General features: G+C 63.0%; 16 protein-coding genes. 8 read left to right on the top strand and 8 right to left on the bottom strand.

From position 1 onward, the window contains the following. Nucleotides 1–106 precede the first annotated feature (106 nt). Both M6D32_RS20025 and M6D32_RS20020 read left to right on the top strand, forming a co-directional pair. Complete coding sequence (locus M6D32_RS20025; RefSeq protein WP_298259430.1) at nucleotides 107–682, top strand: TetR/AcrR family transcriptional regulator; 576 nt, start codon at nucleotides 107–109, stop codon at nucleotides 680–682. Between the two features lie 185 nt (nucleotides 683–867). Then, the gene (locus tag M6D32_RS20020) at nucleotides 868–1,104 is read left to right on the top strand and encodes a hypothetical protein (RefSeq protein ID WP_298259428.1); all 237 of its coding nucleotides are present in this window, start codon (nucleotides 868–870) and stop codon (nucleotides 1,102–1,104) included. A 94-nt stretch (nucleotides 1,105–1,198) separates the two neighbouring features. On the opposite strand, the gene M6D32_RS20015 is transcribed toward M6D32_RS20020, so the two are convergent. From M6D32_RS20015 to M6D32_RS19980, 8 genes are all read right to left on the bottom strand, one after another. Continuing rightward, a complete protein-coding gene (locus tag M6D32_RS20015) occupies nucleotides 1,199–1,744 on the bottom strand; it encodes a VOC family protein (protein WP_298259519.1) in 546 nt (181 codons plus the stop codon). A 126-nt stretch (nucleotides 1,745–1,870) separates the two neighbouring features. Then, nucleotides 1,871–2,590: an SDR family oxidoreductase gene (locus M6D32_RS20010; protein ID WP_298259426.1), complete on the bottom strand. Its 720-nt coding sequence runs from the start codon at nucleotides 2,588–2,590 to the stop codon at nucleotides 1,871–1,873. Beyond that, the gene (locus M6D32_RS20005) at nucleotides 2,587–3,444 is read right to left on the bottom strand and encodes an ATP-binding cassette domain-containing protein (protein WP_298259424.1); all 858 of its coding nucleotides are present in this window, start codon (nucleotides 3,442–3,444) and stop codon (nucleotides 2,587–2,589) included. Before M6D32_RS20005 ends, M6D32_RS20010 begins: the two co-directional genes overlap by 4 nt. Next, nucleotides 3,441–4,316 carry an ABC transporter ATP-binding protein gene (locus M6D32_RS20000; RefSeq protein WP_298259422.1) on the bottom strand — a complete coding sequence of 292 codons (876 nt, stop codon included), beginning with the start codon at nucleotides 4,314–4,316 and terminating at the stop codon, nucleotides 3,441–3,443. Before M6D32_RS20000 ends, M6D32_RS20005 begins: the two co-directional genes overlap by 4 nt. Then, nucleotides 4,313–5,200: an ABC transporter permease gene (locus tag M6D32_RS19995; protein ID WP_298259420.1), complete on the bottom strand. Its 888-nt coding sequence runs from the start codon at nucleotides 5,198–5,200 to the stop codon at nucleotides 4,313–4,315. Before M6D32_RS19995 ends, M6D32_RS20000 begins: the two co-directional genes overlap by 4 nt. Beyond that, nucleotides 5,193–6,200, bottom strand: coding sequence for an ABC transporter permease (locus tag M6D32_RS19990; RefSeq protein ID WP_298259418.1), 1,008 nt, complete (start codon nucleotides 6,198–6,200; stop codon nucleotides 5,193–5,195). Before M6D32_RS19990 ends, M6D32_RS19995 begins: the two co-directional genes overlap by 8 nt. A gap of 25 nt (nucleotides 6,201–6,225) precedes the next feature. Continuing rightward, a complete protein-coding gene (locus M6D32_RS19985) occupies nucleotides 6,226–7,767 on the bottom strand; it encodes an ABC transporter substrate-binding protein (protein WP_298259517.1) in 1,542 nt (513 codons plus the stop codon). A 73-nt stretch (nucleotides 7,768–7,840) separates the two neighbouring features. Then, nucleotides 7,841–9,073, bottom strand: coding sequence for a dienelactone hydrolase family protein (locus M6D32_RS19980; RefSeq protein ID WP_298259416.1), 1,233 nt, complete (start codon nucleotides 9,071–9,073; stop codon nucleotides 7,841–7,843). Between the two features lie 400 nt (nucleotides 9,074–9,473). Between M6D32_RS19980 and M6D32_RS19975 the strand changes: the two genes are divergently transcribed. From M6D32_RS19975 to M6D32_RS19950, 6 genes are all read left to right on the top strand, one after another. Further along, nucleotides 9,474–10,058: a winged helix DNA-binding protein gene (locus tag M6D32_RS19975; RefSeq protein WP_298259414.1), complete on the top strand. Its 585-nt coding sequence runs from the start codon at nucleotides 9,474–9,476 to the stop codon at nucleotides 10,056–10,058. A 242-nt stretch (nucleotides 10,059–10,300) separates the two neighbouring features. Continuing rightward, nucleotides 10,301–11,335, top strand: coding sequence for an ABC transporter permease (locus M6D32_RS19970; protein ID WP_298259412.1), 1,035 nt, complete (start codon nucleotides 10,301–10,303; stop codon nucleotides 11,333–11,335). 52 nt (nucleotides 11,336–11,387) lie between these two features. Then, nucleotides 11,388–12,410, top strand: coding sequence for a sugar ABC transporter substrate-binding protein (locus M6D32_RS19965; RefSeq protein ID WP_298259410.1), 1,023 nt, complete (start codon nucleotides 11,388–11,390; stop codon nucleotides 12,408–12,410). Between the two features lie 64 nt (nucleotides 12,411–12,474). After that, nucleotides 12,475–14,622: an SMP-30/gluconolactonase/LRE family protein gene (locus M6D32_RS19960; protein WP_298259408.1), complete on the top strand. Its 2,148-nt coding sequence runs from the start codon at nucleotides 12,475–12,477 to the stop codon at nucleotides 14,620–14,622. Between the two features lie 4 nt (nucleotides 14,623–14,626). Next, the gene (locus M6D32_RS19955) at nucleotides 14,627–15,742 is read left to right on the top strand and encodes an SMP-30/gluconolactonase/LRE family protein (protein WP_298259406.1); all 1,116 of its coding nucleotides are present in this window, start codon (nucleotides 14,627–14,629) and stop codon (nucleotides 15,740–15,742) included. Further along, nucleotides 15,739–17,280 (top strand): sugar ABC transporter ATP-binding protein, encoded by a 1,542-nt coding sequence (locus M6D32_RS19950; protein WP_298259405.1) that lies wholly within the window; start codon nucleotides 15,739–15,741, stop codon nucleotides 17,278–17,280. Before M6D32_RS19955 ends, M6D32_RS19950 begins: the two co-directional genes overlap by 4 nt. Nucleotides 17,281–17,581 lie beyond the last annotated feature (301 nt).

Genomic DNA, 17,581 nt, shown 5'->3' with positions numbered 1-17,581 from the left:
TTTTATGCATTTGGCGTTGAAATAAGTCGTTTGGTCGCATATTTGTCATGGTCTGAAGAAGGATTTCTCATCCTTCGCGGACCAGAACATCCGTCGGGAGCCTGATATGGCCAGACCCAGCCTGCGCGAAAAGCTCGCCAGCAGCGCGGTGGATACGCTGCACACCCATGGTTTCAGGGGTTGCTCGATCCAGGACATTACCGAGGCGGCCGGCGTTCCCAAGGGCTCGTTCTTCAATCACTTCGAGAACAAGGAAGACCTCGCGATCGACGCCTTGCGGCGCTATCTCGATGAGAATGCGTGCTCGGACATGCTGTTCGACGAGAGCGTCTCGCCGCTGACACGCCTGAAGAATCATTTCGGCTATTTGTCCGATCGCCTTATTTCGCTGGGTTTCACGCGCGGCTGCATGCTCGGACTTTTCGCGGCCGAGATGAGCACGGACTATCCGAGGATGCGCGAGGAGCTGCGGTCCATCTTCGAGACCTGGTGCGGTGGCGTCGAGCAGGTCTTGCGCGAGGCGCAGGCCAAAGGCGAGGTCGATCCCCGTCACGATGCGGGGCAAATGGCGCGCTTCCTGGTCAATGCCTGGGAAGGCGCAACGGTACGGCTGAAAATCACGCAGAGCCGCGAGCCGATCGACGACTTCCTCAACGTCGCCTTCAAGGCGCTGTTAAAGTGAACGTGATCTTAATCCCGTTGACATTTTAAGCTGACCGGTCATATTCATTCCACTGCGTAACTGAGGTGGGTTTGGGTTATTGCCTCGCTCCGAATACAAGCTGACCAGTCACCTTCAATTCGGAGTGTTAGTATTTAAATACCGAACGCCCACTCGGATGACGCTTTAACCGAGAGAGATGCACCATGTTGAAATCTTTTCAGAACACCCGAGCCCTGAGTCTCGTTTTCGGCGCCACCGCTTTCGTCGCGCTGGCGTTCGCCGCCCCGGCGGCCGCCCAAGGCGTCCCGGACGCGCTACGCCGGCTGGATACGCCTCAGGTTTTCAATGCCGAGGCCAGCGTGGCTGAACTTCAGCAGCCCAGGGTCCGCGCTACCTACGCCCGCGTGCGCAAGCACCACCACCACGTCGCGGCCCAGTAATCCGCGACGCCGAATCCTCCCTGTAAAGAGTACCCCTCTAAGTGCGATGGCCCCCTCGCCATCGCACTCTTTTTTTGCGCGAGGTTCTGCGGAGCTACTTCGCGGGCTCGGTCGTCGACCACAGCACCGTCTTGGCGTCCTTCTCGTAGGCCATGCCCTTCGGATAACTGATGAGCTCCATCTGCAATCCCCAGGGCGTCAGGAAATAGAGAATCGACTGGCCGGCCGCGGGACCTTCCTTCACCGGAATCGGACCCTTCATCGTCGTGATGCCCTTCGAGCGCAAATACTCCGCCGCCTTGTCGATGTCGTCCACATAGAGCGCGATGTGGTGCCCGCCGTAGTCGCTGTTCTTCGGCTCGGCCTTGGACTGATCGGGCGAGGTGTACTGGAACAACTCGATGTTGGAGCCGTAGCCGCAGCGGACCATGCTGATCTGTTCGATCACGGCGCGCGGATTGACGTTGACGACATCCTGCATGAACGTGCCCTTGTCATCCCTGAACGGGCCGAACGACATCGCATGCTTGCAGCCGATCACATCGGTAAAGAAGTCCGTTGCCGCTTTCACATCCGGAACGGTGATGCCGGTGTGATCGTGGCCGCGCAGGCCCGGGATTGAATCGGCCGAGGCCGGCATCGCGGAGGCGCCGAGCGTCAGCGCGGTGCAGGCAAGCAGTACTCGCAACTTGGTCATGGTCGTTTCCTCTCTCCTTTTTTGAACAGTTAGACTTGATTGATAGAACTAGCCCGTTGATTGATAGAACTAGCCGGGCGAGGCGAGCTGGCGCTCGACACCCTTGGGATCGGCGGCGAGGCCCTGGGCGAGCCCGCGGGCCATCTCGCCGACGTAGGTCTCCTCTTCGCCCGCCTCGAACCCGTCGAGAATTTCCCTGGCCGCGTCCGCCGTGGTCATCTTCGGGATGGTGAGCATCGCCGTCATGCGGGTATCGATCGCGCCCGGCAGCGCGGCCGCAACGTGCACACCCTTTGGCGCCAGTTCGCCGCGCAGGCCCTGCGTCAGGCTGAGGCCGGCCGCCTTGGATGCACAATACGAACCCATGAACGGCAGATTGACCCGCGACAGGATGGTCAGGAGGTTGAGCACCGCGCCCTTGTTCCTGATCAGCGCCGGCGCAAACGCCTTGGTTACGCGGAGCGGCGCGAGATAGTTGATCTCGATTTCCTCGCGCGCGATCGCGACATCGGGCGCCACCATGAACGCCGTGTTGTGATTGATGCCGGCATTGTTGATCAAAATCGTGACGTCGCTGGCTTGGGCGGCGGCTGTCGCCACATCGGCGTCGCTGGTGACATCCATTTTGATCGGCACCACCCCGCTGGAGGCGGCGAGCGGGGAGATATCGCGCGCGGCGGCATAGATCTTGGTTGCGCCTCGCGCCTTGAGCTCGGCGATGAGAGCCTTTGCAATCGCGCCGGTGGCGCCGGTGATGAGGACAACGGAACCCTTGATGGTCGCGGTCATGCGGCTGATCCTTGAGGTTGGGTGTTGATGACGACAGGAGCATCGTCGAGCCAGCCCGGCTCGACGTCAGGCAGTGGAATCGCGGCGAGCAACCGCCGCGTATAGTCGTGCTGCGGGGCGCTGAACACGCGCGCGACAGGGCCGTACTCGACGACCTCGCCACGATAGAGGATCGCGACATCGTCGCAGAGCACGCGCACCAGCGACAAATCGTGGCTGATGAACACCATGGTGAGGCCAAGCCGGGCGCGCAGCTCTTTCAAGAGCAGCAGAATGTGCGCCTGGGTCGAGACATCGAGGCCCGACACGATTTCGTCCGCGACGATGAAGTCAGGCTCGAGCGCGAGCGCCCGCGCAATGCCGGCGCGCTGGCGCTGGCCGCCCGAGAGCTCATTCGGATAGCGGTCGGCGAATTCCGCCGGCAGACCGACGAGATCAAGCAGCGCCGCCGCGCGCTCGCGCTGGCCGCGCCGCCCCTTCAACCGCCCATAGGCGTTCAATGGCCGCGTCAATGTCGTGCCGAGCCGCAGCCGCGGATTGAGCGAAGACTGTGGGTCCTGAAAGATCATCTGGATGCGCGCGCGCATCGGACGCAGCGCGGCGTCGTCGAGCCCGCCAATTTCGGCGCCGTCGAACTGGATGTGGCCTGCGGTCGGCTTGAGCAGGCGAACCAGCAAGCGACCGAGCGTGGTCTTGCCGGAGCCGGATTCGCCGACAAGGCCAAGCACCGAGCCGCGTGGCACGGCGAGATCGACGCCCTTGATCACCTCGCGGACATCAGCTTTGCGGAACAGGCCTTCATGTTGCGGATAACCGAAGCGGAGACCACGGGTGCGGACCAGGACGTCGCTCATGCCGGCCTCGCTACATCCAACCAGTCGAGCCGGCGCGCGTCCGACCATAATTGGTCGATCAGCGCCGGCGGCACCGGGCGCAGCGTCTCCGCAGGCCGGTCGGCGCGCGGTGTCGCGGCCAGCAGCGCGCGCGTATAGGCGTGGCGCGGGTGCGCCAGCACCTCAGCGGTTTCTCCCTCTTCAAGCACGCGGCCCGCATGCAGCACGGTCATGCTGCGACAGATCTTCGCGACCACGCCGAGATCGTGCGTGATGAACAGCACGGCGCTGCCGTGACGCTGGCGGAGGCGCTCGACGAGCTGAAGTACCTGGCGCTGCACGGTCACATCGAGCGCGGTGGTCGGCTCATCCGCAATGACGAGCGAGGGGTTGCAGGCGAACGCCATCGCGATCAGCACCCGTTGCCGCATGCCCCCGGAGATCTCATGAGGATAAAGCGAAAGCACCCGCTCCGGCTCCCGGATCGCAACCTCCGTCAGGAGTTCGGCCGCGCGCTCGAGCGCGGCACGCTTCGACAGGTCGAGGTGATGCCGCAACAGACGGCCGATCTGCGCGCCGACGCGCTTCACCGGGTTGAGCGAGGTCATCGGGTCCTGCGGGATCAACGCGATTCGGCGGCCGAGCTCGCTGCGCCGTTCGCCCTCGCTCATTTTCAGGAGGTCGCGGCCTTCGAACGCGATACGCCCCGACACGATGGAAGCGTTCGACGGCAGCAGGCCGAGCGCCGCGCGTCCCAGCATGGATTTGCCGGCACCGGACTCGCCGACGAGACCGCGGACCTCACCCGGCTGCACCTCGAGGCTGGCGCCGCGCAACACGATGGTGTCGCCGATCGCGATCCGCAAGTTGTCGACGGTGAGCGCGGCGGTCATGAGCGCTGCACCGGATCCAGCGCGAGCCGCAGGCCATCGCCCAGCAGATTGAGGCCGATGACGCTGACGATGATGCAACCGATCGGCAGCGCCATGATCCACGGCGCCTGATAGACGATCTGGCGTCCCTCGGCGATCATGCTGCCCCAGGTCGGGGTATCGCCGGCGACCGAGATCCCGACAAAGGACAGGATCACCTCGACGAGAATCGCAATTCCCATTTCGACCGCGAGCAGCGTGACCAGCAACGGCACGAGATTGGGCAGGATTTCCAGCCGCAGCACTTTTGAGCGGTTCAACCCGATCGCACGCGCGGCAGCGGCATAGTCGCGGGTCAGCTGCACCATGGTCTCGGCGCGCACCACGCGGGCAAAGCGGGTCCAATCGACCACCACGATCGCAACGATGACCGAGGTCAGCCCGGCGCCAATCACCGCCGCCAGCACGATCGACAGCAGCACCGGCGGAAACGCCATCCAGACATCGATCAGCCGCGAGATGAACTGATCGACCCAGCCGCCGAAACTGCCGGCGAATAGGCCGAGTGAAACCCCGATCAGGGCCGCAAGGCTCGCCGCGATCAGCGCCACGATCACAGCGGTTTGCGCGGAATAGATCAGCCGCGACAGCACGCAACGCCCGAGACTGTCGGTGCCGAGAATGTAGGCGCCATCGCCGCCATGCATCCACATCGGCGGCAGCTGCGCCGACAACAGGTCCTGTTCGAGCGGATTGTGCGGGGCGAGTATCGGCGCGAGCAATGCAGCCAGCACCAATATCGCCGTCAGCGCCGCGCCGACCCACAGCCGCGCGCCGCCCCGCCTCACACCTGCGAGCAAGCGCGAGGGCGGTGCGGCCATGGCACGGACGGCAATGTCAGCCATGGCGCAGCCTCGGATCGAGCAGGGTCACGAGAGCGTCGACGGCGAGGTTCAGCACGATGAACAACACCGCGAAGGTCAGAACCAGTCCCTGGATCAGCGGAAAGTCGCGGTTAATCACGGCATCGATCGCCATGTTGCCGATCCCTTCATACGAGAAGATGCGCTCGACCAGCACCGTGCCGCCGAGCAGCAAGGTCACCTGCACGCCGCCGAGCGCGACGGTTGGGATCAGCGCGTTGGGAAACACCTCATTGAGGAGGATCGAGGGGCGCGAATAGCCGCGCGCGCGAGCGATCTGTGCGTAGTCCTGATCTTCGGCTTCCACCAGCGACGCCTTCAACAGGCGCGCGATGATGGCGGAAAATGGCAACGCCAGTGCCAGCGCCGGCAGGATCATGTGGCGCAGGAGCGCCGCGGCAACGTCGAGGCGGCCGGTCAAAAGGCTCTCAATCAGATAGAAATTGCTGTGAAAGTCGATCTCGACCTGCGGGTCGATACGGCCGGAGATCGGCAGCAACGGGACCAGCACGCCGAACAACAGCAGCAGGATCAGAGCCCAGAGAAAATCCGGAATCGCGAGCAGAACGCCAACGCCGCCGTCCACCGCCCATTCGGCACGGCGGCCCCGCGCGAGGATGCCGACCAGCGCGGCGAGAACACCGATAACGACCGCGATCAAGGTTGCGAGCAGCGTCAGTTCGATGGTCGCGGGCAGGCGCGTCAGGAGCAGGTCGAGCACGTCCTGGCGCACGCTGATCGATCGCCCGAAATTGCCCTGCACCACCTGGCCCAGCCAACTCACGAATTGATGCAGGATCGGCTGGTCCAGCCCGTAAAGCGCGCGCAGCCTGCCGATGTCGGCTTGCGATGCGCCAGGCGGAATCATCATTGAGATGGGATCGCCTGGCACAACGCGCAGCAAAACGAAGACGATCACCGCCACGCCGAACAGAGTGGGCGGCACCAGGACGAGTCTGCGGATGATCTCGCCCCATCGCATCGCTACTTCACCATTCCGTATAGCCTTAGGCAGGCGAGATCAGTTGCGGAAGAATCATGCCATTGGCTTGCGCCACGACCTTCAGGCTCTTCTTGTGGATGATCGGCTGCACATACTGGAACAGCGGAATCACCTCACCCTCTTCGGCGATGTATTTGTCGACCGCCTTGTAGCCGGCGATGCGTTTGGCCTCGTCCTTCTCGCCCCACAGCGGCCCGATCCGTTCGACCAGATCCTTGCCCTTCCAGGCGCAATGCGGCGACGGGCCGAACATGGCGAATCCGGTCGAAGTGGAGGGATCGCCGATGGCGTTGCCCCAATTGTAGAAGGCCGCAGGCGCCAGCGCGTGGCGCGCCCGCAACTCGAAGTGCTTGGCGATTTCGTAAACCTCGATGTTGGCGTCGATGCCGACCTTGCGCCACATGCCGACGATCGCCTGGATCATCTCGTAGTCTTTCGGCTTGAAGCCGCGCGTGGTCTGGATCGTGAACTTGACCGGCTTGTCCGGCGAGTAACCGCTCTTGGCGAGCAGGCTCTTGGCGAGGTCAGGATCGTAAGCCACCTTGATCGAGGGATCGAAGGCCTCATAGCCGGGCGCTTCCAGCGTCGAGATCGGAACGCCGTACCCTCTCAGCAGCCGGTCGACGATCGCCTTCTTGTCGATCGAATGGCTCGCGGCGAGCCGGACGTTGCGATCCAGCATCGGGGCGATGTCGGTGATAAAGATCATCGCGATGTCGGACACCGGCTTGGCCACACCGGCGAGGCCGGGCTTGGCCTTCAGGCGATCGAATTCCTCATAGGGAATTTCGAAGGTCAGGTCCGAGCCGCCCGATTCCATCTCCGCAACGCGGCTGGTCGGGTCGGTGACGAACTTGAACACCACGGTCTCGAAGGCCGGTTTGCCGCCCCAATAGCCGGGATGCGCCTTCAGCCGCAGGAACGCATTGCGCTCGAACGCATCGACCTTGTAGGGGCCCGATCCGATCGGCGCCTTCTCGAATCCCTCCGCGCCGACCTTCTGGTAATAGGCCTTCGGCAGGATATAGCCGGTGAGGAAGGCCATCCATTTGAACAGCGTCGGCTCGAACTGGAGCACGTCGCCGGTAATGGTGTTGCCGTCGATCTTGTAGTTGCCGACCTTGGACCAGACGAACTGGATCGGATTGCCGCCCTTCGGATCGGCCGCGCGTTGCAAGGACCACACGACGTCGTCGGGGGTGACCGGCGAGCCGTCATGCCAGGTGGCACCCTTGCGCAATTCCATGTTGATTTTGGTGCGGTCGGCGTTCCAGCCCCATTTGGTCAACAGGCCCGGCTTGAACGAAAGATCCGGCGCCTGGCCGATATAGGGATCGAACACCGACTGGTAGATCGACTGGATCGTCGGATTGACCGCCGACAATCCAACAGTCGGATCGAACGACGGTAGATTGACATTGTAGGCGATGGTCAGCGTGCCTGACGCAGCATGGGCTGCGCCACCACCCAGCAGGCCGGAGGCGACCGGCAGCGCGGCCGCGCCACCGGCGAGTTGCAGGATCGAACGGCGAGACAGTGAAGACATCATGATCGTTACCCCAACGCTGTGAGACAGATTGCATCGACACTTCCACGAGCCGCTAGCCGGCTCGTTTCGATTATTTGCCCGAACTCTCCGACCAGCGCGCCATCAGCGTGTTCGATGGCAAGGCTTCATCGACGAGCTTTTTCGCGGTTTCGACACCGGCGACGGGAAGCTTCTTCGGATCGAGCAGGCCGACCTGGACCAGCACCGAGGCCTGATCCCAGTAGATGTGCTCGTTGTAGAGCTTGTCGCCGCGGAAGCGCACGATCGCGACCAGCGGGATCTCGACATATTTGCCGGTCGGCGGCACGCCCGGCAGCATCCAGTCGATCTCGATATCGTGCGTGAAGCAGAACAGCATCTCGTCGACGATGCGATCGGCACCGATGGTGCGCGAGATCGGCACCAGCTTGGTGTCCTTCGGCGTCTTCGGGATGAAATGGTGCTTGTAGAAGCGCAGGAGATCGCGATAGCCGACGCCGCCGGTCATGGTCGGGATGTGGTTGACATAGGGCTCGGCGACCATGGTCGTCATGGTCTGTTCAGCCGAGCGCGTTGCGAATTCGAGTTCGGTATGGCGGTCCCACAGCGACGAGAGATCGTAGTGCGGACCGAGCACCTTGCGGAACAGGGCGATCGAGCGCGAATGCGCCATCAACGTCGCCGGCTTGTTGAAGCTCGTGCGTTCTGGCGCGGCGAAGGCGTGGTCGCAGCCGGGATAGAGATAGAATTCGACGTCGGAGCGCCCCTTGAAGGCGGCTTTGACCTGCTCGCGCGCCTCAGCCGGCGCGTATTTGTCGAGCTCCGCGAAATGGAAGACCATCGGCCCCTTGACCTTGCCCGCTTCCGCGATATCGGCCTCGAGACCGACGCCGTAATAGCTGACCGCGCAATCGACATCGGTGCGCGCGGCGACGAGATAAGCGAGCTTGCCGCCGAGGCAGAAGCCGAGTGCGCCGACCTTGCCTTTGCATTCGCTTCGCGCGCGCAACACCTTCAACGCGTCGGCGGAATCCTTGATCGACTGGTTGACGTCGAAGCGCTGAAAGTAGCCGAACGCCTTGGCGAAGTCGGCTTCGCCGTAGCCGAGATCGACGCCGGGCTCCATGCGCCAGAACAGGTCCGGCGCCAGCACGACATAACCCTCTTCCGCGTAGTAGTCGGCAGTCTCGCGCATCGACTTGTTGACCCCGAAGATCTCCTGCAACAGCAGAATGCCGGGGCCCGAGCCCGAGGCGGGGACACTGAGGTAGCCTTTGAACTTGCCGCCATCCTGGGCCGCAATATCGATCCATTGTCCCGCCATCGAATCCTCCCCTGGTTCGAAGCCTTGCCGGCTTCTCGTTGAGACGCCTGCGCGGCGCCTTGCATGGACTACCTAGCGCCCACTTTCCGAAGTACTAGGGGCCATGCCTTTTCATCATGTTTTATTACTTGAATTTTTAATGTAAGAATCGAACTTGTAAATAGGGTAGATTCGGCACTAGTGGTCCGATTCTAACATTCGCATCCCTTCTCAGCGGGCACGTTTGCGAATGTTAGAATCAAAGGACCACTAGCAAATTCAAGTCTCTAGCGGAGTATGGGATTTGACATTCGCTTTTCGAATTCGCGGCTAAGTGGGTAGCGAATGTCAAATCCACTCCACTAGGCCGCCCAAAGGGCCGATCCAGCGACTGATCGAAAGCGAAAATCGGGAGACGAGGTTGAGGAAGACGCAAAAGGCCGCGGCAAAACGAACCGGTCCGGCGGTCAAACCGAAGCCGGCGACCGGCGAGCGGCCGGGCTCCTGGCATCTGGCGCGCACCGAGACCGAGCGGCGGCTGTCGGAGTTCGAATTCCGCCTGGAACGGCTGGCGCAGGCCTATTACCGCTGGAAGGCCTCGTGCCTGGCCGCGGTCTGCGATGTGCCGCTGACAGGCGACGATGTCGCCGTGCTCAACGTGATCCGGATGGGCGACGAGCCGAAGCGGCTTTCGGAGATCGGCCAGCTACTTAACCGCGTCGACGTCCCCAACATGCAATATGCCACCCGCAAGCTGGTGAAGGCCGGACTGATCGAGACCGAAGGGTCGTCGTCGCGCAAGGAAACGCGCTACCGCGCCACCGACACCGGCCACTCCGTCACGGAGGCCTATGCGGCGCTACGCGCCACGACCTTGCCGCCGATGCTGGAGGCGCTGGAGGGCTGGGCCGACAAATCGGTTGCAGCCGGCTCGCATCTCGAACTGGTCTCGAGCCTTTATACGCAGGCCGCGCAGGTCGCGATCACGCGGCGGCATCAACCGTAAGGACGGCGGCCGTCGTTTTCTACGAATTATAACGACGCCATTGAAGCCGGCGGCGCCGATCGGTTGGCTTGTGCCGCCGATCTCCTCACACGCTGGTCGCAGCGCGGCTCCTTGGTGAGCGCACCCTTCATATTTCACTGAGCGGAAATTGCGACGCGAGTTCCTTCGCGGCAACGTCGAGTCCATTTGACCGACAACGAGCGCTGCTCTTACACTCCAAGAAAAATACCTTGGAGGAAACGATGGCTTTGCCGCAGCAAGATGCTGGATCGCAAGCGTACCAGTCGCTCGCCGCCACGCGTCTGCCTCGCTTCCGTTTCGGAAAGACCAATCAGGAACAGATCGTGCTCGCGATCACGATCGCGCTGTTGATCGTGTTCGGTTTCACGCTCAACGGTTTTGCCACGGTCTCGAACCTTCTCAACCTGCTGCGCAGCATCTCGATCCTCGGCATCCTCGGTCTCGGCATGGGACTGATCGTCATCAGCCGCGGCATCGACCTCAGCGAAGTCGCGATCATGGCGGGATCGTGGTCGATTGCCCTGATCGAAATGCAGCGAGGCATGTCCACGCCATCGGCCGTGCTGATCGCGCTCGTGCTTGCGATTGCGATCGGCGCGATCAACGGCGTGATGATCGCCTTCGTCGAGGCCCCGCCGTTGTTCGTTACGCTCGCCGCGGGCTTCGTCATCTACGGCCTTGCGTTCTGGTTTGCGCCGGCCTGGGTCGTCTATGCGCCGAAGGATGCGCCGGGATTGATGTACCTCGGCGCCGGCCACCTGTTTGGCGTGCCGGTCCCGATCTTCGTGTTCGCTTTCGCGGCGATCGTCATCCAGCTTTTCCTGTCGCGCACCTCGGTCGGGCGCTTCATCTACGCGCAGGGTGACAATCCCGAGGCTGCGCGGCTCTCCGGCGTCGCGCTGCGGCCACTGATCGTGCTGGAATATGTGATTGTAGCGATCCTCGCCTGGCTTGCGGGCTTCGTCTGGGTCGGCACCACCGGCAGCATGCAGATGGCCATCACGCAAGGCACCATGATCTTCGACGTGGTGCTGGTGGTCGTGATCGGCGGCATCAGCCTGATCGGCGGGCGCGGCAGCGTGTTCAGCGTCGTGGTCGGCTGCGTTCTGATCGGCACGCTGCTCAACGCCTTCACCATCATGGACGTCAACACCGAGGTCCAGAACATCATCAAGGGCATCGTGCTGCTTGCGGCCATCGTGCTCGACAACTGGCTGCATCCCCGCGACGAGGAAACCGCGCGGCAGGGCGATTAACGAGTTTCTCGCAACGAAGTGAAATGAACCAAAACCAACAGGGAGGACGGCGATGAAGATGACAAAGATCTGGGCGTTCTTGTTCGCGGGAGCGGCATTGGCCGCACTGCCGATGTGGGCCGCAGCGCAGGAGAGCGGGACCAAGACGGCGCGCGAGCTCCGCACATCCTATGACAAGGCCTTGCAGGGCAAGACCATCGCCTACCTGCCGATCGCGCTCGGCGTGCCGCTATCCGACGAGTGGGGCCGCGTGGTGAAGGAAGAAGCCGAATGGCGCGGCATGAAGTTCGAGGTGCGCGATCCCAACAACAATCCGGCCGCCATGCAGCAGGCGCTGACGGCGCTGGTCGATCAAAAGCCGGACGTGCTGATCGTGCAAAATCCGAGCGTCACGCTCCTGATGAAGGACCTGAAGCGCGCCGAGCAGCAGGGCACGCACGTCATCCAGATCAACATGTCCTCGAACTACAAGTCCGGCGCGTTCGTCGGCGCCGACTGGCATGAGATCGGCAAACTGCTCGCGACCGACGTCGTCAAGCAGTGCGGCACCGGCTCGGGCAAGTCCGGCAAGGTGCAGATCGTGCAAGGGGAATTGACCGCAGCCGCCAGCGTCGACCAGGTCGGCGGCATCATGGAGGTCCTCAACAAGGACTCCAATATCAAGGTCGTCTCCAACCAGGCGGCGAACTGGGACGCCAACACCGCGCTCAACGTGACCGCAACCGTGATCCAGCAGCATCCGGACCTCTGCGCCAGCATCGGCTTCTGGGGCATCATGGAATCGGGCGCGGCGCAGGCGATCAAGAATGCCGGCAAGATCGACCAGGTGAAGGTCTACGCTTCGGGCGAAGGCTCGCAGCTCGACTGCGACCAGGTCAACTCGGGCAATTTCTACAAATTCCTGAGCTACAAGGCGACCGAACAGGGCCACGACCTGATGATGGCGGCCGAGACGCTTCTGGAATCCGGCGAGAAGCCCGGCACCAAGAACCTCGAATACTACACGCAGCCGATCTGGCTCGATAAGACCAACGCCAAAGGCGCCAACTGCTTCGCTCTTCCCAAGAAGAGCTAGCCAGCGAACCCCGACCCGGCGCGCGGGACGCGCGCCGGACGGCGCCCGAGGAGTCCTTTCGAACATGTCGACGATGGATACGCTTGCGACGTCGGTGCGGCGGTTTTCGCCCCGTCTGTTGCTGTCCGAGTTATTGCTGAAGCAATGGTTCGAGCCCGTCATTCCCTTCACGGTGATGATCGGCCTGTGGGTCTATTTCGCGCTGACGATCCCCAACTACGCTTCCATGCAAAACATGCTGTCGCTGCTGCGGCTGTTCGCCGAGTTCGGCTTTGTCGCGCTGGCGATGGGATTTTGCCTGATCTCGGGCGGCATTGACCTCTCGGTCGGCGCGATCTTCGCGCTGTGCAACTTTTCGGCGCTTTATTTCCTGCTGGTGCAGGAATGGCCGGTCGGCGGCGTGATCGTGGCAACGCTCGCCGTCGGCGGCGTGCTCGGCAGCATCAACGGTCTTCTGATCGGCTTTCTGAAGACGCGGCCATTCCTCACCACGCTGGTGACGCTGATTATCCTGCGCGCCTCGGTCAACCTGCTCAACACCGGCTATGCGCAGGTGTTCGCGACCAATTCGGTCGACAGCGACGCCTGGGATTTCATCGGCGGCGGCAGCGTGCTCGGCATTCCCATCAACGCGGCCACGCTGTTCGTCGTGCTGCTGGTCTGCCACATCTTCCTGTCGCGCTCGCGCTATGGCTGGCACCTGACCGCGATCGGCGCGAGCCGCAAGGCGGCGCGGCATGCCGGCATCCGCGTCCGCTTCATGCTGTTCATGACCTATGTGCTGTCGGGCGTGCTGTGCGCGGCAAGCGGCATCTTCTACGCGGCGCGGCAGGCGAGCACGGATTCGACCACCGGCGTCGGCTGGGAGTTTCAGGCACTGACCGCCGTGGTGCTCGGCGGCGTGTCGCTCGCCGGCGGCAAGGGCACGGTGTGGCGCGCGATGATCGGCGCGCTGATCATCTTCCTGTTGACCAACGGCCTCGTGCGCATGGGCATCCCCGGCTATGTCACCTCGGCGGTGACCGGGCTGATCCTGCTCGCTGCGGTCGGCATCGACGTCAAATGGTCGAAGAACCGCGGCAAGGCGATCCAGAAGATCTACGTCAATCCGGCCTTTGTCGCGTTGTCGCCGGCGCCGTCGGTGCAACCGGGCGCGAATTCGCCCTACGCGCAGAACGACCGCCTGATCAAAGCGCAGGCGATCGGCCTCGACCAGGTCGAGGGACCGGAGGACGTCATCCTCGACCGCCAGGGCCGCCTCTATGGCTCGACCCGCGACGGCAATGTCATCCGTTTTTCGGGGCCGAATTTCGAGAAGCGCGAGGTATTCGCCCATATCGGCGGGCGGCCGCTCGGCATGCAGTTCGATCGCGACGAGAACCTGATCGTCGCGGTCGCCGGCATGGGCGTCTACGGCGTTGCGCCGGAAGGTAACGTCTTCAAGGTCACCGATGAGACCAACCGCACCTGGTACAAGCTCAACGACGATTCACGGCTGCGCATGGCCGACGACCTCGACATCGCGCCCGACGGCAAGATCTATTTCAGCGATTGCACCACGCGCTACGAGATGACGACCAACACGCTCGACATCATCGAGGCGCGGCCGAACGGACGCGTGGTCTGCTACGATCCCGCCACCAAGACCACGCGCACGGTGATCAATCATTTCTATTTTCCGAACGGCGTCTGCGTCTCGCATGACGGCAAGTCGGTGCTGATCGCGAGCACGTCACTCTGCAAGATCTTCCGCTACTGGATCGAGGGCCCGAAGAAAGGCCGCACCGAGATCCTGATCGACGAATTGCCGGGCAATCCCGACAACATCAACCGCGCTTCGGATGGAAATTACTGGCTGGCGCTGGTCGGTATCCGCACGCCGACCTTCGACCTTGCCGCGCGCAAGCCGGGCTTCCGCCTGCGCATGGTCAAGCAGGTGCCGGCCGACGAATGGCTGGCACCGGCGCTCAACCATGGCTGCGTGCTGAAGTTCAATGAAGCCGGCGAGGCGCTGGAATCCTGGTGGGATCCGACCGGGATTTCGCATTCGACGCTGACCTCGATGCGCGAGCACCAGGGCTATCTCTATCTTGGCGGGCTTGAGAACAACCGGATCGGCCGCATCAAGCTCGACGGCGTCGACGAAACATGGAGCGGCTATGACGCCTATTGGGGCGCCAAGAGCCGCATCAAGAGCCCGGCAAGAGGATAGCGCAATGTTCGATCATCTGTTGCGCGACATCCGCAGCGTCGTCGACCGCGACGGGGTGCAGAACGCCATTCCGCCGCTCGACGGCGCGCTCAGCCCCAATGATCGCCTCGATGCCTGCGCGCCGATCGGCGATCCACTGCCCGGCCTCGACGATGTGATCGTGGCCAAGGACGGCAGCGTCTACGTCTCCGCCGGCAAGAAGGTCTTGAAGCTCAGCGGCAACGGCCTCGGCGAGCGCAGCCTCGTCGCCGAGTTCGAAGGCGACGCCGGCGCCCTCGCGATCCATCCCGACGGAAGGCTTCTCGTGTGTGTCGCCGGCCGCGGGCTCGCCGCGCTCGATCCGGCTCGTCCCAGTCCGCGCTGGCTGGAATCCGCTGACGGGCGCGGCTTTGCCGGGCTCACCGCAGTGACGGCAGCACCGGACGGACGCATCTTCGTGGTCGAAGGCTCTACCGGCCGCGCGCCCGGTCAGTGGCGGCACGATCTGATGGAAAAGCGCAGCAACGGACGCCTTGTTGTCTGCGGTCCTGATCTCGGCAATGCGCGGGTGTTGTTGAACGACCTGCCCTACCCCTATGGCGTTGCGGTCTCGGCGGATGGAAAACGGCTCTGGCTCGCGGAAAGCTGGGCGCATCGATTGAGCCGCTTTGCGCTGACCGCAAACGGTATCGGCCCGCGCGAAGTCGTTGCACCCAATTTGCCCGGTTATCCGGCGCGGCTGCATCTCGACGCCCATGGCGGCTTGTTCCTGGGCGTGTTCGCACGGCGCACGCATCTGATCGATTTCGTGCTCAACGAAGACGACTTCCGCAAGGACATGATCGAGACCATGGCGCCGGACTACTGGATCGCGCCGGCGTTTGCCGGCGGCAGCGATTGTCTCGAGCCGATGCAGATCGGTGGCGTGAAAGCGCTCGGCATCCAGAAGCCCTGGGCGCCGCCGCGCTCTTACGGCTTTCTGGTTCATCTCGACGGCGACGGCAATGCCACCGACAGCCTGCACAGCCGGGCCGGCGGCCGCTTCCACGGCGTGACCGGCGCCTGCGACACGCAATATGGCGTCGTCATCGCGGCGCGCGGTGCGGCGCGTTTGCTCCTGCACACCGGAGAGCTGCGATGAGCGACGGAGCCACAATGGCGGCCACTTCCACAACCGACACTGCCACGCGCGAGCCGGTGCTGCGCATCATCGGCGGAGCCAAGGTCTATGGCGGCGTGCATGCGATCGAAGGCGTCAACTTCGATCTCTATCCCGGCGAGGTGCATGCGCTGGTCGGCGAGAACGGCGCCGGCAAATCGACGCTGTGCAAGGCCATCGCCGGCGCGATTTCGTTCACCTCGGGGGAGTTCATCCTCGACGGCAAGCCAGCGAGGTTCGATCAGCCGCGCGACGCGCTGAAGGCCGGCATCTGCATGGTCTATCAGGAGACGAGCCTGGTGCCGACCATGACGGCGGCGCAGAACATCGAGCTCGGCAACGAAAAGCTGCTGACGCGTTTTCGCACCCTCAACATCCAGGCGCAGCAACTGTTGCAGTCGCTGAATTTCCATGTCGATCCGGCCACACCAGTCGGCCTGCTCGGCACCGCCAAGAAGCAGATGGTGGAAATCGCGCGCGCGATCTACAACAAGGCGCGCATCATCATCTTCGACGAGCCGACCGCGAGTCTCACGCCGGAAGAGATCGTGCATTTCTTCCACCTGGTGCGCGACCTGCGCGCGCGCGGCGTCTCGGTCATCTACATTTCGCACGCGCTGGAAGAATCGCTGCAGATCGCCGACCGCATCACCGTGCTGCGCGACGGCAAGCTCGTGATCACCGCGCCCGCCAAACAGCTGACGCGCGATGCGCTGGTGCAGCACATGGTCGGCCGCGAAGTGGCGCAGGCGGTCTACGGCCGCAAGGAAAAGACCGCCCATCGCCGCGAGAAGGTGTTGACGGTGGAGAACGTCACCATGGGCATGGCGGTCAAGAACATGTCGTTCTCGGTCTATGCCGGCGAGGTGGTCGGCATTGCCGGGCTGATCGGCTCGGGCCGCACCGAGATCGCAAAAGTCATCTATGGCGCGCTGAAGCGAAACCTGATCAATGGCGGCACCATCCGCCTGCGCGGCAAGCCGATCCGCTACCGCGTGCCGCGGCAGGCGATCAACGACGGCATCGCCTACATCACCGAGGACCGCAAGGCCAACGGCTTCTTCGAGACCATGGTGGTGGACGACAACGTCTATATCGGCAATCTCGCCACGAGACTGGGCTGGAGTTTCCTGTTGTCGCGGGGGCGCCGCAGCAAGCTTGCCAACTACTGGGTCGAGCGGCTGAAGATCAACGCGCTACAGCGCAAAGCGCGGATCGTCGAACTCTCGGGCGGCAACCAGCAGAAGGTCGTACTCGCCAAGACGCTGGTGCAGGACCCTTCGATCATCATCTTCGACGAGCCGACGCGCGGCGTCGATGTCGGCACCATTCCGCACATTCATGCGGAAATCCGCCGCCTCGCCGACGAGGGCAAGGCGGTGGTGGTGATCTCATCCTACTTGCCGGAAATCCTCGCGGTCTCCGATCGCATTCTCGTCGCCCGCACCGGGCGCATCGTCGCCGAGTTCGACGCGGCCGACGCCACGCAAGACAAGATCCTGTACGCGGCGATTCATTGACGGGCTTTCTTATCCCTCCCCCGCGAAAGCGTGGGGAGGGTCGGCGAGCTCAGGAGCGCTCTGCGCTCCGAGCGAGCCGGGGTGGGGGCTTTTAGACTGAAGTTTGCGGCCGCGACACGCAGAAAACCGAATCTCTTGAATCACTTGAGGCGAAATTCGCTTGCCAAAAGTGTCCATGTGATTGGCCGCGCCGATGTTCACAAATCATCCAATTTGTGATTCGATTCGAAGCTCCACAGCAGCGAACTGCGTGTCCAGTAGCGGAAAAGGCGATTTTCGAGAATCGTGAGTCAGATCAGTC

The organism is Bradyrhizobium sp. (assembly GCF_027307225.1).
GTDB lineage: Bacteria > Pseudomonadota > Alphaproteobacteria > Rhizobiales > Xanthobacteraceae > Bradyrhizobium.
Note: the sequence above shows the minus strand (reverse complement) of the source record. Positions and strands in the feature narration are given on the sequence as shown.